Source organism: Thermodesulfobacteriota bacterium, assembly GCA_031082315.1.
In the GTDB taxonomy this organism is placed as follows: Bacteria; Desulfobacterota; QYQD01; order QYQD01; family QYQD01; genus QYQD01.
Genome location: JAVHLC010000005.1, coordinates 55,206 through 77,703, shown reverse-complemented (window position 1 = coordinate 77,703; position 22,498 = coordinate 55,206). Strand labels below are relative to the sequence as shown.

Sequence of the window (22,498 nt, the reverse complement as noted above, 5' to 3'; positions counted from 1 at the left end):
AAAAGAACCCCTTGGGTTGTGGAGCTATTAAGAAACTATAGAATAACTTGTTCGCGATGCCCGAAAAGGGGGCCCATGACGGAAAAGAGAATATCTCGGCGAAGGAAGGTCGGGTTGCCTCCTGGCACCCTGGTTCACCTTGGCAAGAAGCAGGTGGAAGAATCATCGATTGTCCTGATCGGGTACGATGGGAGCCACCTGACTGAACGAAAGGTCGAAACTCTCGATGAGTATCGTCTCGCTGCGGCCAGCTCAACGGTAAGCTGGATAAACATGGCCGGCCTTCACGATGTCCAACAACTCCAGCAGTTCGGAGACGTCTTTGGCATCCACCCGTTGACTCTCGAAGACATCCTGAACACCGGACAGCGTCCGCGTATGGAAGACTATGGCGACTATATCTACGTGGTTTTAAAGATGCTGCACCGCGACAGTGACAACCAACAGATCGTGTCGCAGCAGATCAGCCTGATCCTGGGACGTGACTTCGTGCTCTCTTTCGAGGAAGTCGAGGGCGACGTGTTCGATCCGGTCCGCGATCGACTCCGCTCGGCAAAGGGCCGTGTCCGCACACTCGGCGCCGACTACCTGGTGTACTGTCTCCTCGACGAGATCGTTGACAACTACTTCGTCATCCTGGAGGACGTCGGCGAAGGAATTGAGTTTCTCCAGGAGCGGGTGGTGGGACATCCGACACCTGAGGTCCTCAGCGCCATTCACCGTTCAAAACGCGACATGATCTTGTTGCGGAAGTCGCTGTGGCCTGTGCGTGAATTGGTCGGCGGTCTTCAGAAGTCCGAGTCGCCCCTGATCGCCAAGTCCACCGGCGTATTTCTCCGGGACCTCTACGAGCACTCGATCCAGGTGCTCGATATCATCGAAACGTTGCGGGATACGCTTTCCAGTTCCCTCGATATCTACCTCTCAAGCATGAGCAACCGCATGAATGAAGTCATGCGCGTCCTGACCGTCATCGCCACCCTGTTCATCCCGTTGACGTTCATCGTCGGGATTTACGGGATGAATTTCGAGCATATGCCGGAACTGAAATGGCGTTTCGGCTACGCTGGCGTGTGGACGGTGATAGTGCTGACGGTAGTCGGCATGATTATGTATTTCAGGCGGCGGAAGTGGTTCTGAGCGTGACTCCACAAGCCTCCGCCATGAATCCGATGGGGACATCCTATATTGCCCCCTGTCAAGAGATTATTTGTCATTTATAATGATTTGGTAGGATATGATATTTTAGGGAACCATGGGCTTGATAGACAACACATGGGGAAAGCTATGCAGCCAATTCAGAAAGCCATTACAGGAAAAGAAGAACAAGGTGATTTATCCACGCCATATCAGTCGTTTGTTCAGTTCTATTGCGCCTTCAACTCTGGCGACATCAAAATGGGAGAATATGGTGAATATGGGGACGTGAATATGGGGACGTTGTTGAAAACTATCACTTATTTTTGATGCCGTCCCTCATATCCCGCCCGTAAAATCCACCGTCCCAAATCACAGCAAGAAACTGATATAAGTTGATACTTTTCACCTGATTAAACTTATTTTTTAGTGTTGCCGATCATTGTATTAAGGGTATTAAACGTTTTAAGTTCTTATAACAAAAGCTGGATTTATGATTCGTCGTAAAAATTAATCAGGTGGGAAATGGCCTTTGTAACCTTAAGGTGGGTTTCTAAGAGATGGTCGATCCCGAGGCGAGTTATTATCATTTTTCTGTTGAGACTCTGCCTGGGCGGCCTGTTCATATATGCAAGCCTCTCCAAGATTCAGGACGCCACCCGATTTAAAGAAATAATTGTAAATTATGAGGTACTACCTTATTGGTTGATAAATATGACGGCGGTGATATTACCCTGGATCGAGTTCTGGACAGGAATCTTCATTTTGGCCGGCATCTTCGTGAGGGCCTGTATAATCATGCAGAGCGGTTTGCTGGTATTATTTATTCTGGTTACCGGCCTTAACATTGCCCGGGGCCTGGAATTTTATTGTGGCTGTTTTGCTGAAGACAGCATACTCACCAGCACAAGCCATTGGCACATTATATTTAATACGTTTTGGCTGTTAATGGTCATAACCCTTTACCTCCTGGAAAGAAGGAGGTTTAGCCATCGTTATTTTGGCACTAAGCTTCTGGCGTAATCTTAGGAAACAACGGTCATGTAAATATGCCTTTCTTGTTTTATTAGACGAAATACTCTAACCCTGTTAACATCCAAATCATTATTCACCATATGTCCTCCTGTTAAGTTTATAGAGTTTTGGGCAAAGTTCTTTTTCTTCTTAACAGGAGGACATCTTTTTATGCATCATAGTACAGAGGAGGAACGGTTTTACTGCATTGGCCGTGTCGGTGGAGGCATAATGACCGTGAGGTTTACGTACCGGGGTAATGTTATCCGCATTTATGGGACTGGATATTGGAGAAAAGGGAGGCAGATATATGAAGAGCAAAATAAAGCACACGAATGAACCGATGGGTGAGTTAAGAGTTGTTAAGGATTTTCTTCCGCCGCCGGACCAGTTGGTCTTGAAAGAGGAAAACGTGAAGGTAACGATTGCCCTGAAAAAATCGAGCATTGATTTTTTTAAAAAAGAAGTAAAGAAACAGCACACCTCGTATCAAAAGATGATCAGACAGGTTATAGATTGGTATGCTTCACACTATAAAAATCAAAAAAGCGCCTAACAATTGAAGCTCCCCACAGCAAGCAGCGGGGAATGCGCTCGCTATGCATGTTCACCCGTGCGGATGGCGTTCCGCCACCGCAGCCGATGGGGACGGTGTTAGTTCTTCCCTTAAACATGGTTTCTTAATTGGAGTTCTATAGGGTGAGGATACAGATAGTATTGTTCTCTCAGGTAAGGAAGATCACATCTGCGTACATAATGATTCAGAAGCGTAGTAGGGACAATCAGAGGAACACGCCCCTGGCGATAAGAATCGACGGCCTCCAGCAGCTCTTTTCTTTCCTCCGGGGAAAGCTGATTTTTGAGACACCCCACAATATGCTGCAGGATGCCGACATTTTTCCTCGGCGTCACTTTCAAGCGCAGGGCCTCCATTAAAAGGTTCTGGTATTGCGCATACAGTTCCCTGACCGGTTTCTTTTGGTCCCTGGCTGCCAATTTTTTCATCGTACCGGAGCGCTTTGGACTGTGGGCAAGGATAAGCAGCTCGTGCCTGTTATGGAAATCTGCCAGATTATCCCGGCTCATCTTTTGTGCCCCCATCTCGCGCCACCTTTTACAGACAAAGATACGCTCTATGAAATTTTCCCGAATGGCAGGATCATGGAGCCGGTCTTCGTCTTCCACCGGACAGAGGGGGAAATGGTCCATGAATGCCCGGGCAAATATGCCCATCCCGTTTTTTGCGCACCCCCCTTCTTCATTAAAGACCTTGATTCCCCTCACGCCGCAACTGGGCGATCTGGCCTTAAAGACAAAACCCCACAGGTCTTCCTTCGCCAGTTCAACCACACGCTTCCGCACCCAGCGGGCCATGCGCTTCGTATGATCCTCACCGGTATGCACCGTCGTCAGACGGGGGGAATCGGGTTCTCCTGCCAGGCGCATGGGCTCCCGTGGGATACCTAAACCGCATTCCGCCTCCGGGCATACCGGCCTATATTCCACGTACTTTCCCAAGGTATCGGTGATAAACCGGTCCCATTTGTGCCCTCCGTCAAAACGGACCTTACTACCCAGCAGACAGGCACTGATGCCCAATCTTATGGTTTTTTTCACCTGAAAATCCCCCTGTATCCCCCTTTTCCAAAGTGGGATTTAACGGATGCCCCCTTTACTAAAAAAAGGGGGGATTATTTTTATTGTCCTTTGTCCGCCGCAGGCGGATGCGTGTTTCATACTATCTCTAAATTGTGATATAAGAAATGCGCGTGGTTATCTGACTATATCAAGCGTGAGGCCCCCCGGCAAGGGGAAAACCCTATACGCATGTCCTTGAGATGTTTGTATAATCGGAGAATAATGTGATATGATTACAAATTAGGGGAGGAAAGAGGGCTTCCCCACTGACGTTGAACTCCGTCATACGATGCCGTTTCCACAAGTTAAACATTGACGTCAAAATTGATGAAATGGCTGCAAAGTTTTAAGGTATGGGAGGTAGTTGTTTATGCAGAAGATCAGGATAGCCATTTCGGGGCTTGGTAACTGTGCGAGTTCATTGATCCAGGGTATTGCCTATTATAGAAATAAAGAGAGTAAAAAAACTATCGGATTGATGCACCGGGACATCGAAGGATACAGGCCCTCTGATATTGAGGTGGTAGCGGCCTTTGACATTGATAAAAGGAAGGTCGGGAAAGATGTATCCGACGCTATCTTTGAACTCCCAAACTGCACGACCGTATTTTGTAGAAATATCCCCGAAACAAACGTCCGGGTAAGAATGGGGAAGATACTCGATGGGTTTTCAGAGCACATGAAGAATTACGATGACAAATATACATTCGTCCTTAGCGACGAAAAAGAGGCGTCGAAAGAAGATATAATTAAGGTATTGAAGGAATCAAGGGCAGAGATCCTGCTAAATTACCTCCCGGTAGGCTCTGAACAGGCGGTAAGGTTCTATACTGAATGCGCCCTTGAGGCAGGGATAGCCCTTATTAACTGTATGCCGGTTTTCATAGCCAGTGATTCGAAATGGGCGGATAGATTTAAAGAGAAAGGCATACCTCTGATCGGTGATGATATAAAATCCCAGATCGGCGCCACCATCATACATAGGACGCTGGCTGATTTGTTTAAAAAAAGGGGGGTAAAGCTCGAAAGGACCTATCAGTTGAATACCGGCGGCAACACCGATTTCCTCAATATGCTCAACAGAAGCAGGCTTATTTCAAAAAAGGTATCGAAGACAGAGGCCGTCCAGTCAGTCCTGGCCGAAAGGCTTGAGCCTGAAAATATACACATCGGCCCCAGCGATTATGTGGCCTGGCAGAAAGACAATAAGGTCTGTTTTATCCGGATGGAGGGCAGGCTTTTCGGCGACGTCCCCCTGAACCTCGAACTGCGGCTTTCGGTTGAGGATTCCCCGAACTCCGCAGGGGTGGCCATTGATGCCATCCGATGCTGCAAGCTGGCTCTCAACCGGGGCCAGGGAGGTGTTCTTTATTCTCCTTCGGCATACTTTATGAAACATCCTCCCAGACAGTTCACCGATGACGAGGCCTACCGGATGACCGAAGAATTCATCGCCGGGGCACGAGAAAATTAACCACGGGGGTTTCGGCTTCTTAAGCAGCTATGTTATACTATAAACAAAAATACCGGATAAATCCCGCAGGACACCATTTAGAAGAAAACAGTAAGGGCATGAAAACGGAGGATTGCCATGGATAAAAGCCAACACGGTAGAAGAAGAGACAAGCTGGTCCAGGAAAAAAGGCACGATACTTACAAAGAATGGGGCAAGTGGCCGGAACCGACGGTATGTACTGAATGTGGTTCCCTTTTTCAGGACGGGCGTTGGTCATGGGAAAAACCGCCGAAGGAAGCCAATAGGGTGGTCTGCCCTGCCTGTCAGCGTATCGCTGATGACTATCCGGCAGGGTATGTGGAGATCAAGGGTGATTTTTTCAAACAACACCGTGAAGAGCTGCTGAACCTCATCCATAATGAAGAGGAGTTGGAGAAGGGAGAACACCCCATGGAAAGGATCATGTCCATTGTTGATGGAGACGACCACACCCTGATTACGACAACCGGGGTGCATATGGCCCGCCGCATCGGGGAGGCGCTATCCCGGGCCTATCAGGGCGAATTTTCCTTCCAGTACGGCGATGCCGAAAAGACTATAAGGGTTTATTGGAGCCGGTAATTATGCGCATTATGTGTCTGGACATAGGTACGAAGACCATCGGCATCGCCGTAAGCGATGAACTGGGCATTACCGCTCAACCGCTAAAGACCTTATCCAGGAAGACCGAAGAGGAAGATATAGATGCCCTGAAAAGGCTTATCAGCGAGTTAAACGTCACGGAAGTGGTCGTAGGGCTCCCCAAAAAAACGGATGGGAGCCTCGGACCGGCGGCGGTTTTTGTCCTGGAATTTACAGAAAAGCTGAAATCGGCTATTCCGCAGCCTATCCACACCTGGGATGAGCGTTTTTCCACAGTGGCGGTTACAAGGACATTACTTGCGGGTGACGCCAGCCGTGCCAAGCGCAAAAAAGTGGTTAACCACCTGGCCGCAGCCTATATCCTCCAGGGTTTCTTGGACAGCAGATGATACGGATACCTGATAGTATTAGGAAATATGTTAGGTGGCGGACGCTGGTGGGTGTATATGTTGCGCTCTTTCTCGCCTATCAGGTTTTCACGTTTTTCTATATCCCGCCGGAAAGACATGCGAAGTCAAAGGTTATCTATATCCGGCCAAAGACCAAATTTCTGACTATTTCCCGTCAATTGGAAAAGGAAGGCATTATCAGAAGCAGTTTTAAATTTGCCATATTGGCAAAACTCACCGGGTCAGTCAACCAGGTAAGGGCCGGAGAATATGAGCTAAGCCCATCTATGCTCCCCCGGGAAGTGCTCAGTAAGTTGGTTAATGGCTGGGTTATTCAGCACATGGTCACTATCCCCGAAGGCTACAACATCTATCAGATTGCCGACACACTCGCTAAAGAAGGACTGGTAAAAAAACAAGAATTCCTGGCCATGGCCTTTGACCAGGATATTATATCATCCCTTGGACTCGAGGGGTCAAGTCTTGAGGGTTATCTCTTCCCGGATACTTATGAATTTTGGAGGGACATGCAGGCGGAAGATGTCCTTCGTAAGATGACAAACCGGTTTAAGAAGATATACTCACAAAACTATGCAGAAGAGGCTGAAAGGCGAGGTCTGTCCATGCGTGAGGTTGTAACGCTGGCCTCCATTATCGAGAAGGAAACCGGGGTGCCAGGCGAGAGGAGACTTATTTCGGCCGTCTTCCATAACCGTTTGCGTCGCGGCATGCCCTTGCAGGCAGATCCGACGGTTATTTATGGGATACGCGATTTTAACGGCAACCTCACCAGAAAGGATCTACGGACACCAACCCCTTATAATACATACATAATCAAGGGATTACCGCCAGGCCCCATAGCCTGCCCGGGAGAAGCGGCAATTAACGCGGCAATTAATCCTGTAAAAAAAAGGGTTTTGTATTTTGTGTCCAAAAACGATGGCTCGCATCATTTCTCGATCACCCTTGAAGCCCACCAACGGGCCGTCGCCATATACCAAAAAAAGCCGGTCTTAGACGTTCCGGCCTCTACCACTACTGATTAGTTACTATCCGGGAACCCAAGATTTCCGGCCTACGGTCGGCCTAAGGCCGGATAAAGCAATCAGCTATCAGCGTTCAGCTTAATGTGTTGTTTGTCTTAGATTTTTTACTGACGGCTGAAAGCGTGAATTCTAACCGTAATTTCCGGATGAAAACTATTTAGTTTTTATTAAGAAACGTCGGGCTTCATAAAAATAAAGAGTGAGCCCGGAATCTTTTAGCTTGACAAGCTCAAGCCATTTTATATAGAATTTGCGAAGTGTGTGACTCCGTAACTACCCGGTCTTGACAGGTAAGACGCCTGCCTAACTATTTTTAAGGTGATGGTATTCGGGTAATCCGGCCGGGTAAATCAGGCGTCTAAGTAGATAAAGTAATCAGCGTTCAGCTATCAGCAGTCAGCTTAAGGCTGACGGCCGGTAGCCCCTTTTATTTCGTCGGTTGTTGAATTTAACAAGAAAGGAGGTGAAAAAGATGAAAAAACTAGCAATTATTATGGCTGTAATCGCCTCTTTTTGTCTGGTAGCGGTAGCCTTTGCCGCAGAGCCGGACACGGTCACTATCAGCAGCAAGGCCTATGCCAAGCATACCAAGGGCCTGGTAAAATTCACCCACAAGAAACACGCCGTTGATTACAAGATCGGCTGTACTGATTGCCATCATGTCTATAAAGATGGCAAGAATACCTGGAAGAAGGGTGATGCGGTAAAAAAATGTGATAGCTGCCATAGTGTAGCCAAACCCATGGCCCAACTCTCCCCACAGGAGAAGCAGCAAATGGCCTCACCGGAATTGGCATTTCATAAGAACTGTAAGGAGTGCCACATGAAGGCCAAAAAAGAAGGCAAAAAAGCGCCGGTGGCCTGCGGAGAGTGTCACGGTAAGTAAATAAAACGATTTTAAGGACATGAGAGCGGGGATTGAGGGGTTTTGCCTCCCAATCCCCGTTTTATTTGACGGCTTCGTAAAAAGTCAATTTCTCACGCGAAGGCGCGAAGACCGCGAAGGAAAAAAGAAAATCTGGAAGTCAGTGATAAAAGCCTTTTTTCATGAGTTCCTGAGTTCCAAATTTTATTCTTTTTGCGTCCTTGGCGGCTTTGCGTGATATTTGAGACTTTGCCATTCTCCTGCAAGCAAAAAAGTAGTGTTTTTCCGGTCCCCTTCTGCTATAAAATCCAGACAGAAAGAGCTGAAAGCCAGGGTTTCTATTCTGACTTCTGTATTCCGGACAAATATGATTTCACCGGCTACATTATCTAAGATCGAAAACATCATCGGTAAAAAAAACCTCCTTACCTCTCAGGAGGACCGGATTTGCTATGCCTATGATGCTACTAATCTCTTCTATCTGCCGGATGCTGTGGCCGTCCCTGGAACAGCAGAAGAGATAGACGCTATTATACAACTCGCCAACCGGGAAAAATTTCCGGTCACGCCCCGCGGGGCCGGAACCGGCATGACCGGGGGCGCTCTGGCGATAAATGGTGGACTGGTCCTGGCGCTCACCCGCCTTAACCGTATCCTGGAAATTGATACGGAAAATCTGACAGCGGTAGTAGAACCAGGGGTAATAACCGGTGACTTGCAAAGGGAGATAGAAAAGGTCGGCCTTTTTTACCCCCCTGATCCATCCAGCCTCAAGTTTTCTACTATAGGCGGAAATGTGGCTGAATGTGCCGGCGGCGCCCGGGCCGTTAAGTACGGTGTCACTAAAGATTATGTAACCGGCCTGGAAGTAGCGCTGCCCACCGGCGGAATTATCAGGACGGGTGTGCGCACCCGAAAAGGTGTGGTGGGGTATGACTTAACCAAGCTCTTTGTAGGCTCTGAGGGGACACTGGGAATCATTACCAGGATTATTCTGAAGTTACTTCCCCTGCCGGAAGCCCGGAAGACCCTGTTAGCTGTATTTGACAGACTGGATACGGCTATGCAGACCGTATCCGGTATTATCAGCGCCAGAATTATACCGGCGGCCCTGGAATTCATGGACCAGACCGCTATCTCCTGTGTAGAAGACTGCCTGCGTCTGGGGCTACCCAGGGAAGCCGGGGCCCTGCTTTTAATAGAAGTGGACGGCCGTAAAGAAGCGGTAGAAGCGGAGGCAGACACAATCTGCCAACTATGTAAAAAAATGGGGGCCCGCGATATCCGGACAGCCGGAGACGAAAGCGAAGCGGCTCTCCTATGGCAGGCCCGCCGGGCCGTCTCTCCGGCCCTGTTTAAACTTAAACCCCATAAAATAAGCGAAGATATTGTCGTCCCGCGCAGCCGCATAGCAGAGATGGTTTCCCGCGCTAAGGCCATAGGTACGGAAAACGACTTAATCGTCCTCTGTTTTGGCCATGCCGGAGATGGTAATATCCATATAAATATTATGATCGACCGGGAAGACAGGGTTGAGTTGCAGAGGGCCCAAAAAGCTAAGGAACAGATATTCCGCACCGCCTTAGAATTGGGAGGGACATTATCGGGTGAGCACGGCATCGGTATAACGAAATCACCCTTTCTGGGGCTTGAACTCAGCCCCCTGGCTGTCGAGACCATGAAGAAGATAAAGGCAGCGCTCGATCCTAACAATATTTTAAATCCTGGAAAGGTATTCCCATATTGAGCCGGGAAAATCATAGATCCGCCGGGGCGGGCTTGTCAGCGACAAGGCCTTCAAATCACCTGGAGCGGACTATACTTATTATAGCCGTAGCCGCCTTTTTCCCTACTGTCCTCTTCCTCCGCTACTTACATGATACCGGGATTACGCTATCAATAACAAAGGTATTCCCGCCCCTGCATCTCGTTGCTGAATTTTTAGGTGTATTTGTCTCTGTATCTCTGTTTCTGCTGGCCTGGCATACCTATCCCGACCGGCGGGACACGTTCATATTATCTCTGGGAAATGCCTTTCTGCTGGTCGGCCTTTTGAGCCTGCTCCATATCATGCACTACCAGGAAAGTCTTACCCTTATCAAAAACAACGGGTCACTAAACAATCCCCTTTGTTTTTATGCTACGGGTCAACTTTTGCTGCCGTTAGGTCTTCTGTTCAGTATATTTGCCGTGGGCAGGACATTTTCGACACGCAGACGTCTTCACTATTTATTAGGAGTTCTCGTTCTCCTCACTCTGATAATAGGCGCCGGCTCGTACCTGAAATCCCACCAATCTGCCCTCTCGCCAATAAATGCGGCCCGCCTTATCAACCGGGATTTCTTGACTGTACCCCTTTACGCCGTGGCTATGTACCTCTGCTATAAGAAAGAACTGTTTACCGAATCCAAATCCAATGCCTTATTCCTGGGCGCCCTGGCCCTGCTGGCATACAGCGAGGCATTGAGCAGCGGATTATGCTTCCAGTGTGAAGACTGCCCGCTAATAAATCACAATCCCTTTTCTCATTTCTTCATAATTGCGGCTTATGGCATTATCTATTGGGTAGTCTTTGTCTCATCTATTCGCTATCCGTATAAGACACTTTATGCGGTTATAGAAGACCTCTCCGAAAAATATCAGGAACTTTCCGCCGCCCTGGAGATGTTAAAACAATCGGAAGAACGGTACCGCTTGCTGGTTGAAAACTCGAACGACTTGATATACACTCTCGACTCATACAGTCGCATTACCTTTGTAAACCGGAACATAAGTGTCTTGACCGGTTATACGCCTGCCGAGTTACGTGGTAAAAGTGTTTTTGACATCCTTACTCCGGAGTCGCAAAAAAAGGCCATAGCGCAGATCAGGACGCTGGTGAAGACCAGCCGTGCCCTGGTTGAAGACCTGCAAATACTGGCTAAGAATGGGGGGGGGAAAACCATTATGGTCAATATCCAGCCCATACATGACACCGAAGGCAAGATAATCGGATTTCAGGGTATAGCCAGAGACATTTCCGAACGCAGGCAACAACGGGAACAGATGATCCACTCCGAAAAACTGGCTACGGTGGGGCTTATTGCCTCGGGTATTGCCCATGAAATCGGTACGCCCTTGAATATTATCTCCGGTAATGCCGAGTTTCTCTTGGCCGACCTTCCTGAGCAGCATCCCATGCGGGAAGAGTTGGAGACCATAATCGATCAGTGCCAGAGGATATCCGACCAGGTTAAGAATCTCCTGGATTTTGCCCGTCCTTCGTCCTTAGAGTTTGCCCCGTTAAATATAAACGAGATCATTCATGACAACCTCCGCCTTTTAAAACATATGATTAAACCGGGTCATAACATACAACTGAATTTAACCCCGGCCCTGCCGCCCTTAATGGGTGATAAATACAGGCTGCGACAACTATTCACCAATCTCCTTTTGAATGCCTTTCAGGCCATGCCCACGGGTGGGTCTTTGCAAATAAACACCACTCTATTATCAGCATCCACCGCTTTCAGGATAGAGACGCCGTGTATCTGTATACAGATAAAGGATTCCGGTCACGGCATTGAAAAAGAAAATCTAAAATCCATATTTGACCCCTTTTTTACTACCAAGGCCATGGGCCAGGGAACCGGTCTGGGACTGGCCGTTTGCCTGAGGATAGTCAAAGATCACGCGGGTAGCATCGAGGTAGAAAGCGAGGTTAATAGGGGCGCTACATTTACAATCCATCTTCCACTGAGTGCACCTCTGAAGGGCAGCGGAACAGAGGAGACCATTAGCCATGCCTGATATCCCTTATTCCATACTCATCGTTGATGATGACGTGCAAATGACCATTATGCTCAGGAAGGTATTGGAAAAAGAAGGTTATGACGTGGAAACCGCCCTTGACGGGCAGGACGCCCTGGCTAACTCCGCTGTGGGAGATATCGACCTGGTAATCACTGATATCCGCATGCCAGGGATGGATGGTCTGGAATTCCTGAAAAGGATAAAGGAAAATCATCAGGATGTCCCGGTTATACTGATGACCGCCTTTGGTTCTATCGAGGCCGCAGTGGAGTCCATGAAGAAGGGGGCCTACCACTATATAGCCAAGCCGTTTAAAACACAGCAGTTCCTGTCTGTGGTAGAAGCCGCCCTCCGGGAGCGAAGGCTCCAGCTTGAAGTAGCCGGTTTGCGCCAGGAGATAACGAAAGAGTTTTGTTTCTCAAACATTATCGGGAAAAGCCCGGTCATGCAGGAGTTATTTTCCCTGATCCGCCGCGTGGCCAGGGCCAAAAGCACCGTCATAATCTACGGGAAGAGCGGCACCGGCAAGGAACTCGTAGCCAGGGCCCTGCATTATAACAGTCCCCGTGCGGATAAACCATTTGTCGCCTTCAATTGTGCGGCCATACCCGAGACCCTTCTGGAAACAGAGCTTTTTGGTCACGCCAGGGGGGCCTTTACCGATGCCAGGCATGCCAAAATGGGCCTTTTTGTCGAAGCAGATGGCGGGACCTTGTTCCTGGATGAAATTGGCGATATGCCTGTTTCCATTCAGGGCAAGTTGCTCAGGGCTATCCAGGAGAGGGAAATCCGGCCGGTAGGCGCAACGAAAGATATTAAAATCGACGTAAGACTTGTCGCGGCTACACACCATGATCTCCAACAACTACTTAAAGAAGGGAAGATACGAGGAGACCTCTATTTCCGGTTAAACGTAATCCCCATAAGCCTCCCGGAATTAAAGGACCGTAAAGAAGACATCCCCCTGCTGGTGAGACACTTTCTTAAGAAACATGCCGCAGAGAACAACCAAAAGCCGCTTGGTGTCTCAAGAGAAGCGATGCGCATTCTTATGGAATATGCCTGGCCGGGAAACGTTCGGGAGTTGGAAAATGTCCTGGAACGGGCGGCCATCCTCACCGAAGGCCCCGTGATCCAGCCCGAAAACCTGCCCGAGGGTCTTCGCTCGGTCCCCTATGCATCTGACGAAGAAATCCCTATACCTTCCAGCTTAGAAAATCTGGAGAAAAAACATATCCAGGATATACTCAACTTAACCCGCGGAAACCAATCGGAGGCTGCGAAGATCCTGGGCATCGATCGCCGCACCCTTTATCGCAAGATAAAGGCCTACAATCTGCAGATAACCTAATTTTGATAAATTCGTAAAAAAGCCTTTTCACCGCTGAGCACACAGAGTCCGCAGAGAAAAACTGTAAACTATTCAATATGTTATCTCAGCGTTCTCGGCGATCTCTGCGGTAAATTTGATTTTTTACGAGACCATCAATTTTTATATCGGGACAAGTTGTCCCATCCGGGTGACAATTTGTCCTGTTCCGCCTATATCATACAATAAGCGCATTATCTAACCAATAAGCTCCTCCCCCTGTGACATTTTGTCCCATCGGCCTTTTCCCTCACCACCCCCACCTACTACCGGAACTTGCGGATACCCAGGCAATTGGCCTCCTTTTGAACGAGTACTCATTCTGGCATCAAATTTGATACTCTATAAAAAAGATATTAACCACAGAGAGCGCAGAGAAAAGAAAAGATGTTTAAAAAACAAAATAAAGACGGCATACTTGTACATTTTTCGATTCTCTGTGTCCTCTGTGGCTAAGTTCTGACAGTACAATAAGAGGAGGAGAAAATGCCCAACCAGTCTAAGCCCCAAAAAGATAAGATATCGAAAAGCAAAACACTTATGCTCTGCTTCTATAAAGTTGATCAGACAGGTGACCAGATCGACAACATCGGACTATCCGACCATGTCATAAAGATGAAAAAGGTTTACCGCTACCGCGACATACCCAGGCACATAGAAATGGAAGAAGAAAAACTCAAGAAGACGGAATGGTGCGAGACCTTCAAGGCCAGGATAGCGCCCCAGGTTTGTATGCTCCGGCGGGAATATGACACGGCCGGATATTGTAACAAGTGCAAGGGGCCGAAAAAATCAAATACTCCCCATCCGTAAACTACCGTTTCCGGCCTACGGTCGGCCTAAGGCCGGATTCAGGCTTTCAGCTATCAGCTTTGAAGCTCCCCGCAGCAAGCTGCGGGGAATCTCCGTATGCAAGGTAAAATGCATCGTATTCGCTCGCTAACCCTGCGGCAAGCAGCGGGGAATGCGCTCGCTATGCATGTTCAGCCTCCGGGTTACGGGTTTCGGATTAACAAACTCGTAACTCGCAACCCGAAACGCCCTTCCTGACCCCGCATTCTATATTCTTTAAATTTACCCCCCCTTACCCTTTCTTTTTTGCCCTGATTCTGTTAAATTTCAGTAACTAAGTATGATCAATTCGTAAAAAAGCCTTCTCACCGCTGAGCACGCAGAGTGCGCAGAGAAAAACTGTAAACTATTCACTATGTTATCTCAGCGTTCTCAGCGATCTCTGCGGTAAAATTTTACTTGTTATGAGACCATCAAGTATTGAAAAGGCGTCAAGGGCAAAAAAATGCGATACATAAGCACCAGAGGACAAATAAAGCCGGTATCCTTCCGGGAGGCAGTCATTATGGGCCTGGCTACGGATGGCGGACTTTTACTGCCTGAATCTATCCCTATGGTAAGCGCCGGAGAACTCAGAAGTTGGGCCAGGCTATCCTATCCGGAACTGGCCTTTAAGGTCATGTCCCTGTTCATCACGGATATCAAGGCCGAAGACCTGAAAAGACTGGTAAAGCGTTCTTACTCTGCCTTTGACCACCCGGAGATTACGCCTGTGGTCAAAAAGGATGGGATTTACGTACTTGAACTTTTTCACGGTCCAACCTTGGCCTTTAAAGATGTGGCCCTTCAGTTTCTGGGAAATGTCTTTGAATACCTGCTTCTCGAAGGCGGCCGGAAGATGAACATCCTGGGGGCTACGTCCGGTGATACCGGAAGTGCGGCTATCTATGGGGTAAGGGGCAAAAAAAACATCAATATCTTTATCCTCCATCCATACAAGCGGGTCAGCCCTATTCAGGAATTGCAGATGACCACAGTAACCGATGCCAATGTCTTCAACGTCGCCATAAAGGGGACATTTGATGACGGCCAGGCCATCGTCAAGGCCGTATTTAATGACCTCCCATTCAAAGAAACCCACGCCCTGGGGGCCATAAATTCCATAAACTGGGCACGCGTCCTGGCGCAGATCGTTTACTATTTCTATGCCTATTTCCGGGTCAGGGAAGAGACAGACCGCGAAGAGATCAGTTTTGCCGTCCCTACCGGAAATTTCGGGGACATCTTTGCCGGCTATATAGCCAGGCGGATGATGGGCAAGGGATTTCACAGGCTGGTGCTGGCCACCAACGAAAATAACATCCTGACCCGCTTTATTAATGCCGGGGATTATTCTATCGGTAAAGTAGTGCCGACCGTAAGCCCATCTATGGACATCCAGGTGGCCAGCAACTTTGAACGTTATCTTTACTATTTCTATAATGAAGATGCAGAGCGGGTCAGAGAGGCCATGAAGGCCTTCAGCAAAAGCGGCCATCTGAAATTTACAGAAGAAGAACATGAAGTTGTCAGGAGGGATTTTGTCAGCCGGAGTGTGGATCAGCCAACCACACTTAAAACTATCCGTTCCTTTTATGAAGAAACCGGCTATATTCTCGATCCTCACACGGCGGTCGGGGTAAGGGCGGGACTGGACCTTCGTGAGCCGGATGTCCCCATGGTGTGCCTGGCTACCGCTCATCCGGCCAAATTTGGCGAGGCCGTTTTTCAGGCCCTGGGCAGAGAACCGGAACTGCCGCCGAGACTGCAGGGTCTTGGGGAACGCGAGGCGCGGTGTGAGGTATTGGAAGCCGATACAGACGTTATCAAGGATTATCTGCACAAAAATGCCGTCTAAGTTACAAATACGGTATCAGTTTAGCTGTTTGAAAAAGTATTCTTAAATCCCTCCCAACCTCCCTTTTTCAAAGGGAGGAAAAACACTTCTCCCTTTGGGAAAGGGGGGTGAGGGGGATTTAATCTGTTTAATTGCCGTAGCAATAGGATTGCATATATGGATAAAAAAGTCTTCCCAGCAGGTATGTCGCCGATTGGTGAGGGGACGTTTCGATTTGCCTGCCATCCGGGTGTGGCCTGTTTCATGCTCTGCTGTCGCAGAGTTGACCTGCTCCTCTATCCCTACGACATTATCCGCCTGAAAAGTCGCCTGGGGCTTTCTTCAGACGCCTTCCTGGATAAACATACTATTATGGCCTACCAGGACAATCCTTTCTTCCCGACAGTCACGTTAAAGATGGCCGACAACACAGAACGCACCTGTCCCTTTTTAGGTGAGGCCGGCTGTACTATATATGAAGACCGCCCTACGGCCTGCCGTATGTATCCTCTGGAGCGCGCCGTGGATAGAGGCCTCCCTGAAACCGGACCAAAAGATTATTATTTTGTCCATCGGGCGGAGCACTGCCTTGGTCATAATGAAAGCCGGGAATGGACGGTGGCGGAGTGGATCCGGGATCAGGAGATTGCGACCTTCAATCTTATGAACGACCTTTGGGTAGAGTTTGACACCTTGATCCGGAAGGCGCCCTGGACGCTGGAAAAGAATGCGGAACAGAAGCGAAAGATGGCCTTTATGGCCTGCTACAACCTCGACGCATTCAGAGGTTTCGTCTTTGAAAGCACCTTCCTCAAAAGATTCAAGGTGCCCTCCCAAGTCATAAAAAAACTGAGGGCAGACGACGTCGAGCTGATGAAATTCGGCCTTAACTGGCTCAAGTTTTTTTTAGGTCACGAAAATACGTTCGTTTCCGCCCGATGACAAAGTCCTGAATGGTCTGGAAGTAAGCCTCGCCGCACCTGGTTATAATATCATTGTGGTCTGCGCCCGGCACCACGATGAGCTGCCTCTTCTTGGCGCCGGCGTAAGACATAAGCACCTCTATGTCGGTTAAAGGGATGAGGGCATCGCGTTGACCGTGGATAATAAGTGTGGGCTTTGTGACCTTGACTATGTTTTTGACGTTAATGAGGCCGTCTTCTTCTGATATCCCCAGATCGGAACCTGGAGCACCGATACGCCCCAGAAGGGCAACCGTACTGGCAAAGGCGCTGTCCAGGATAAGAGCGGCAATCTCATCGTTATAAGACGCTGCCAGTTCAATGGCGGATACGCTGCCCAGGGAACGTCCCATCAATACAAGCGGGCCGGTTCGGTTGCTTTCCTTTAGAAACCGTTTAATATCCGCATATACAGCATGGGCGTCACGGAGCATGGAGCCGGCCGTAGGCTCACCCGTGCTCTTTCCATATCCACGAAAATCAACGGCGATAAAACTAAAGCCGCAGCGATTGTATACAGGCCCAATGTCATCATAGTCGCCGGCTATCTCGCCATTGCCATGAAAGAAAAGGATATGGGGGGCATCGGGAACGGAGAGATGCATACGCGCGCCGATCTGTACGCCTCCATCCACAGGGATGAAATGTTCTATAATACCTTCCGGCGCATGGTCTGAATAATCCTTGCGGGGGTGAAATATGTACTGCAAGATCTCAGGCCGGTCCAGCCTGGAAAATTTCTCCTGTAAGGTGTCCATAATGTATATCTCCCAAGAAATGAAGCTGTCAGCACTCAGCTATCAGCGTTCAGCTTAATGTGTTGTTTGTCTTAGGTTTTTGCTGACAGCTAATCGCTGATCGCTGAACGCTAATTACTATACTCTAACGGTCATAAATGCAAATACTTTTTACCGCTGTAAACGTTCGAACGTGTTTTAAGGTTAAGTCTGCCTCATCCCCTGCCGATAGTACATATATAACTGAGAATCCTTCCGTAGAGGAATCACCCATGCATAGCGTCTTAACCACTTGTCCTTTCTGTGCCTGCGGCTGCGGATTATATCTGCACGTAGAAAACGGGAGGATGGTGGGTGTCACTCCCAGTAAAAAACACCCCATATCCCGCGGCAACCTGTGCGTGAAAGGGTGGAACAGTATAGAGCACGTCCGGCATGCGGAGCGGCTACGCGAACCATTGATCCGAAAAAACGGAAAACTGGTTAAGGCCGGCTGGGACCAGGCTCTGAGACGTATCTCCCATGAACTGCTCAGGCTTAAAAAAAATTATGGGGGCGAATCCATAGGCATACTCTCCTCGGCCAAATGCACCAATGAAGAAAATTATCTCTTAATGAAACTCGGCCGCACCATACTGAAAACCAACAACATAGATCATTGCGCCCGCCTCTGCCACTCTCCCAGTGTCCTGGGGTTGACCAATGCCTTTGGTTCCGGGGCCATGACCAACTCCATCTCTGAGCTGGCCGGGGCCGAGGTCATCCTGGTCACCGGCTCTAACACCACCGAACAACATCCGCAGATTGCCCGATTTATATTTGAGGCCCTGGACAAGGGCGCCAAACTGATCGTCATAGACCCCAGACGCATCGAACTCAGTAAATTCGCCCATATCTATCTAAGCCCCCGCCTGGGTACAGACGTAATATGGCTGAACGGCATGATGAAAATCATCCTGGATGAGGGACTGGTAGATGACTCTTTTATCAAGATGCGCACGGAGAATTTCTCAGAATTCAGGAAATTCCTCTCCCGCTTCGACCTGAGCCAGGTGGAGGCGATAAGCGGCATAGCCCCGGAAGACCTGAGACGGGCCGCCAAAATATACGCCGGCGCCAAAAGGGCCATCATTATATATTCCATGGGGATTACCCAGCATGTTTCCGGCACGGACAACGTGGAGTCCATCGCCAACCTGGCCATGATGACCGGCCACGTAGAACAGGAAATTACCGGTGTATTCCCCTTGCGCGGACAAAACAACGTACAGGGGGCCTGTGATATGGGCGCCCTTCCAGGAATGTTAAGCGGCTACCAGAGGGTTGATGATCCGGCAGTTCTGGATAAATTCTCACGGGCCTGGAATACCGATCTGCCTACCGCCCCTGGGTTAAGCAGTATGGATATGCTCCATGAGACAGGGAGAATAAAGGGCATGTTTATCATGGGCGAAAACTCCATGTTAAGTCACCCGGATATGAAAAACGTCAGGGCTTCCTTAGAAAACCTGGATTTCCTGGCCGTGGCGGATATCTTCCTTACCGAAACCGCGGAAGTCGCAGACGTGGTCCTGCCCGCCGCCGCCTTTGCCGAGAAAGATGGCACGGTAACCAGTACGGAGCGGCGCATTCAGAGGATGCGAAAGGCCGTCCCGCCCGTCCACCTAGCTAAACCGGACTGGCAGATAATTATCGAGCTGGCCCGGCACATGGGATACCCCATGGACTACGAATCTCCGGCCGAGGTCATGGAGGAAATCGCCTTGCTCACCCCCATCTATGGGGGCGTTTATTATGATCGGCTGGAGACAGTCCAGGGGCTACAATGGCCATGTCCCGATCGCAACCATCCCGGAACGCCATATCTGCACAAAAAATCATTTGCGCGGGGTAAGGGGCTATTTTCCTGTATCGCTTACCGGCCGCCGGACGAATCACCTGATAAGGAATATCCCTTTGCCTTGACAACGGGACGCGTCTATGAGCACTGGCATACCGGCAGTATGACCAGAAGGATATCCATACTGAAACGAGAATGCCCGGAAGGGTTTATAGAAATAAGCCCCGCAGATGCGCGGGCATTGGGAATAATAAATGGAGAGCCGGTCAAGGTCATCTCGCCTCGCGGAGAGGTAGTTACCAGGGCCAGATTAGTCGAGGGCCTCCCCGGTAAAATGCTCTTTATGCCCTTCCACTTCCGGGAAGCCCCGGCCAATGTATTGACCAACAATGCCGTCGATCCCCAGGCCCGGATACCGGAGCTGAAGATATGCGCCGTGCGTCTGGAAAAGGTGAAATGATGACCGATAAACTCATCCTGTACAAAGAACACCTGAACAGCTTCCTGCGCAAGATAACCAAGGGATTTGAACTCATAGCGCCGGTCCGGAATACCTATGGGGATACGTTATTCGAGGTTATTTCATCTGTAGATGATGTCCGTATCGATCTGACCAATCGACCCATCCTCTCTCCCAAGCGTTTCTTCATGCCACAAGTGGAGACACTTTTTGCGTACCGTTATGATAAATCCGGTTATACATTTAAAGACGCGGCAGACAGTACGCCCCGGGTCATTTTCGGCCTTCGCTCCTGTGACACGCGGGGAATACTCTTTTACGACCTGATCTTTCAGGAAGGCCTGAAGGACAAATATTACCTGGACCGGCGCAAGGATACCATCCTTATCAACTTAGGCTGCAATCAGCCCGGAGAAAACTGCTTCTGCAAGAGCGCCCAGAGCGGCCCCTTTTTGACTTACGGCTATGATATCCAGTTAACAGATCTCGGTGATAGATTCTTTGTGGAAATCGGCCGGCCGCGAGGCCGGGAACTCCTGGCCGGATGGTCTTACTTTTTTCGTCCGGCTACGCAAACGGATATAGACGCGCAGTATGAGGTAGTCCTGGAATCGGAGAGTAAATTCCGGCACCGCCTCGATTTCGATGCCGCCATAGAAAAACTCATAAACCAGGAAGTTGACCCGGCTGTATGGGAAGAACTGGGCAACCGCTGTCAGAACTGCGGCGGCTGTGCCTATGTCTGCCCCACCTGCTACTGCTTCAATATATTCGACAGCCCAGGCTCCGGGAAAGAAGGGGAACGCCTCAGAACCTGGGACGCCTGCACCTTTGCCGGCTTCAGCAGATTGGCTGGAGGATACAACCCGCGTCAGGATAAGGCCCAGCGGATAAAAAGGCGCTTTTATCACAAGTTGTTCTATGACAAACAGAAGTATAACATCCCCAGTTGCGTGGGCTGCGGCCGCTGCGCGGACATCTGTTTTGGCCGTATAGACATGTTAAGTTTCATCCGTCTCATCTCCGAACAAAGAGAGAGGACGCACGAATCCGCCCATCGGAGACTAGGGGAACTGCTCCTTGAGGCCGGGCTTATCAGCCGGAAAGATTTGGATTCGGCAATAGAGAAACAGGCCGCGACCGGGAAGCCCTTGGGCGCTCAATTGATTGAAATGGGCATGGCGGATAAGGAAGCGATTGCCAGGGCCCTTGGCTACCAACTGAAGATACCCGGCACAACAGAAACTATAGAAGACTAAGAAGTGTTCATCCGGAAACTACCGTTTCCGGCTTCACGCTTTCAGCGATCAGCGATTAGCTTTCAGCAAAAACCTAAAACAAACAACATATTAAGCTGAACGCTGATAGCTGAGTGCTGAGAGCACATCCGGAATTCTTGGGTTTCCGGATGAAAACTAAGAAGTTCGTAGGGCAACAGAGATGAGCAACAATATCTATCTCCCGCATATTGCCGTTATTAAGGATATAAAGGAAGAAACCGGCGATATAAAGACCTTTACTCTGGCGTTTAAAGACAGAAAATTGAAAAAATCCTTTTCCTTCCGGCCCGGGCAATTCATGATGGTCTCCGTCTTTCAGGCCGGTGAGGTCCCGATATCCATAAGCTCCTCCCCTACTCAACCGGGAAATTTGCAGTTAAGCATAAAAAAGGCCGGCTCTTTAACCGGGAAGATACATGGGCACAAAGTTGGTGATGAGATCGGCCTCAGAGGGCCTTACGGCCGGAGTTTTCCCGTGGAAAGGCTGATCGGGAAGAATCTGTTATTTGTGGCCGGAGGCATAGGACTGGCTCCCTTGCGCAGTCTGATTAACTACGCACTGGATAAGAGAGCGGAATTCGGCCGGGTTACCATCCTGCATGGAGCGAGAACCCCATCCGATATCCCCTTCAGGCATGAACTGTCCCGCTGGCCCAAGGAAAGGGACGTTAAAGTCCTGGTGACTGTGGATCGTCCGGATTCAAAATGGAGGGGGAACGTAGGCCCGGTCACTACCTTATGGAACAAGGCCGACCTCTCCGGTCAGGACACCCTGGCTATTATCTGCGGCCCACCGGTGATGATCTCCTTTGTAGTTATGGATCTTCTCAAGATGGGATTTTCCGAAGATGATATTATCTCCACCCTGGAAAGGCATATGAAATGCGGGGTGGGCAAGTGCGGGCATTGCAGCATTGGTCACCAACTGACCTGTGTGGACGGCCCGGTCTTTACCTACCGGGAGATGAAAGAGCTGCCGACAGATTTGTAAATCCGTTATTCCGGAGCGACCAGTTGAAACCCGCAATTTTCGCAGTAGAAGAATCCATCCTGGGCCTTCTCTGCGTTATAGGTATTCAGATGGCCACAGTTAGGACAAACAATGTACATGCCCTCTTCAAGCTCCTGAACCTCAAAGTTACCCTCAACATCAGTAGATACCCTTCCTTTCATAATCCCTCCAGGTAAAAAACTTTATGACCG

Annotated in this window: 21 protein-coding genes and 1 pseudogene; 19 read left to right on the top strand and 3 right to left on the bottom strand. The window is 49.3% G+C overall.

Annotated features, from left to right (window positions below; all coding sequences use genetic code 11):
- Positions 1-75 precede the first annotated feature (75 nt).
- The 5 genes and pseudogenes from corA to RDU59_06155 all read left to right on the top strand — a co-directional run bounded on the left by corA (position 76) and on the right by RDU59_06155 (position 2,707).
- On the top strand, positions 76-1,140 hold the full coding sequence (gene corA, locus RDU59_06175; GenBank protein ID MDQ7838061.1) for a magnesium/cobalt transporter CorA: 1,065 nt from the start codon (positions 76-78) through the stop codon (positions 1,138-1,140).
- 48 nt (positions 1,141-1,188) lie between these two features.
- Positions 1,189-1,467, top strand: coding sequence for a hypothetical protein (locus tag RDU59_06170; protein ID MDQ7838060.1), 279 nt, complete (start codon positions 1,189-1,191; stop codon positions 1,465-1,467).
- Between the two features lie 195 nt (positions 1,468-1,662).
- Positions 1,663-2,160, top strand: coding sequence for a MauE/DoxX family redox-associated membrane protein (locus RDU59_06165; protein ID MDQ7838059.1), 498 nt, complete (start codon positions 1,663-1,665; stop codon positions 2,158-2,160).
- A 162-nt stretch (positions 2,161-2,322) separates the two neighbouring features.
- Positions 2,323-2,490 (top strand): annotated as a pseudogene (locus tag RDU59_06160) (BrnT family toxin).
- On the top strand, positions 2,462-2,707 hold the full coding sequence (locus tag RDU59_06155) for a CopG family transcriptional regulator (protein ID MDQ7838058.1): 246 nt from the start codon (positions 2,462-2,464) through the stop codon (positions 2,705-2,707). Before RDU59_06160 ends, RDU59_06155 begins: the two are co-directional and overlap by 29 nt.
- A 110-nt stretch (positions 2,708-2,817) precedes the next feature.
- Here the strand turns inward: RDU59_06155 and RDU59_06150 are convergent, their stop codons facing one another.
- The gene (locus RDU59_06150) at positions 2,818-3,768 is read right to left on the bottom strand and encodes a DUF523 and DUF1722 domain-containing protein (protein ID MDQ7838057.1); all 951 of its coding nucleotides are present in this window, start codon (positions 3,766-3,768) and stop codon (positions 2,818-2,820) included.
- Between the two features lie 391 nt (positions 3,769-4,159).
- On the opposite strand from RDU59_06150, the gene RDU59_06145 reads away from it, so the two are divergent.
- The 11 genes from RDU59_06145 (at position 4,160) to RDU59_06095 (ending at position 16,958) form a co-directional block, all read left to right on the top strand.
- A complete protein-coding gene (locus RDU59_06145) occupies positions 4,160-5,263 on the top strand; it encodes an inositol-3-phosphate synthase (protein ID MDQ7838056.1) in 1,104 nt (367 codons plus the stop codon).
- 117 nt (positions 5,264-5,380) lie between these two features.
- The gene (locus RDU59_06140) at positions 5,381-5,866 is read left to right on the top strand and encodes a BCAM0308 family protein (protein ID MDQ7838055.1); all 486 of its coding nucleotides are present in this window, start codon (positions 5,381-5,383) and stop codon (positions 5,864-5,866) included.
- A 2-nt stretch (positions 5,867-5,868) separates the two neighbouring features.
- Positions 5,869-6,276 carry a Holliday junction resolvase RuvX gene (ruvX, locus tag RDU59_06135; protein ID MDQ7838054.1) on the top strand — a complete coding sequence of 136 codons (408 nt, stop codon included), beginning with the start codon at positions 5,869-5,871 and terminating at the stop codon, positions 6,274-6,276.
- Between the two features lie 47 nt (positions 6,277-6,323).
- Positions 6,324-7,322 (top strand): endolytic transglycosylase MltG, encoded by a 999-nt coding sequence (gene mltG / locus RDU59_06130; protein ID MDQ7838053.1) that lies wholly within the window; start codon positions 6,324-6,326, stop codon positions 7,320-7,322.
- Positions 7,323-7,794: 472 nt separating this feature from the next.
- Positions 7,795-8,208 carry a cytochrome c3 family protein gene (locus RDU59_06125; GenBank protein MDQ7838052.1) on the top strand — a complete coding sequence of 138 codons (414 nt, stop codon included), beginning with the start codon at positions 7,795-7,797 and terminating at the stop codon, positions 8,206-8,208.
- Between the two features lie 346 nt (positions 8,209-8,554).
- On the top strand, positions 8,555-9,934 hold the full coding sequence (locus RDU59_06120; protein MDQ7838051.1) for an FAD-linked oxidase C-terminal domain-containing protein: 1,380 nt from the start codon (positions 8,555-8,557) through the stop codon (positions 9,932-9,934).
- Positions 9,935-9,966: 32 nt separating this feature from the next.
- Positions 9,967-11,976: a PAS domain S-box protein gene (locus tag RDU59_06115; protein MDQ7838050.1), complete on the top strand. Its 2,010-nt coding sequence runs from the start codon at positions 9,967-9,969 to the stop codon at positions 11,974-11,976.
- Complete coding sequence (locus RDU59_06110) at positions 11,969-13,330, top strand: sigma-54 dependent transcriptional regulator (GenBank protein MDQ7838049.1); 1,362 nt, start codon at positions 11,969-11,971, stop codon at positions 13,328-13,330. The genes RDU59_06115 and RDU59_06110 overlap by 8 nt, the downstream gene beginning before the upstream one ends.
- 504 nt (positions 13,331-13,834) lie before the next feature.
- Positions 13,835-14,161, top strand: coding sequence for a hypothetical protein (locus RDU59_06105; GenBank protein ID MDQ7838048.1), 327 nt, complete (start codon positions 13,835-13,837; stop codon positions 14,159-14,161).
- Positions 14,162-14,645: 484 nt separating this feature from the next.
- Positions 14,646-16,037, top strand: coding sequence for a threonine synthase (gene thrC, locus RDU59_06100; protein MDQ7838047.1), 1,392 nt, complete (start codon positions 14,646-14,648; stop codon positions 16,035-16,037).
- A 156-nt stretch (positions 16,038-16,193) separates the two neighbouring features.
- Positions 16,194-16,958 carry a YkgJ family cysteine cluster protein gene (locus RDU59_06095; protein ID MDQ7838046.1) on the top strand — a complete coding sequence of 255 codons (765 nt, stop codon included), beginning with the start codon at positions 16,194-16,196 and terminating at the stop codon, positions 16,956-16,958.
- Here RDU59_06095 and RDU59_06090 read toward each other — a convergent pair.
- Entirely contained in the window at positions 16,912-17,736 is an 825-nt protein-coding gene (locus tag RDU59_06090) for an alpha/beta fold hydrolase (protein ID MDQ7838045.1), read from the bottom strand. The two genes, RDU59_06095 and RDU59_06090, sit on opposite strands and share 47 nt — an antisense overlap.
- 251 nt (positions 17,737-17,987) lie before the next feature.
- Here RDU59_06090 and fdhF point away from each other — a divergent pair, with 251 nt between their 5' ends.
- From fdhF to RDU59_06075, 3 genes are all read left to right on the top strand, one after another.
- Positions 17,988-20,015 (top strand): formate dehydrogenase subunit alpha, encoded by a 2,028-nt coding sequence (gene fdhF, locus RDU59_06085; protein MDQ7838044.1) that lies wholly within the window; start codon positions 17,988-17,990, stop codon positions 20,013-20,015.
- A complete protein-coding gene (locus RDU59_06080) occupies positions 19,985-21,274 on the top strand; it encodes a 4Fe-4S dicluster domain-containing protein (GenBank protein ID MDQ7838043.1) in 1,290 nt (429 codons plus the stop codon). Before fdhF ends, RDU59_06080 begins: the two co-directional genes overlap by 31 nt.
- Positions 21,275-21,455: 181 nt before the next feature.
- Positions 21,456-22,286 carry an FAD/NAD(P)-binding protein gene (locus tag RDU59_06075; protein ID MDQ7838042.1) on the top strand — a complete coding sequence of 277 codons (831 nt, stop codon included), beginning with the start codon at positions 21,456-21,458 and terminating at the stop codon, positions 22,284-22,286.
- A 5-nt stretch (positions 22,287-22,291) separates the two neighbouring features.
- Here RDU59_06075 and RDU59_06070 read toward each other — a convergent pair whose 3' ends face one another.
- Positions 22,292-22,468 (bottom strand): hypothetical protein, encoded by a 177-nt coding sequence (locus tag RDU59_06070; GenBank protein ID MDQ7838041.1) that lies wholly within the window; start codon positions 22,466-22,468, stop codon positions 22,292-22,294.
- Positions 22,469-22,498 lie beyond the last annotated feature (30 nt).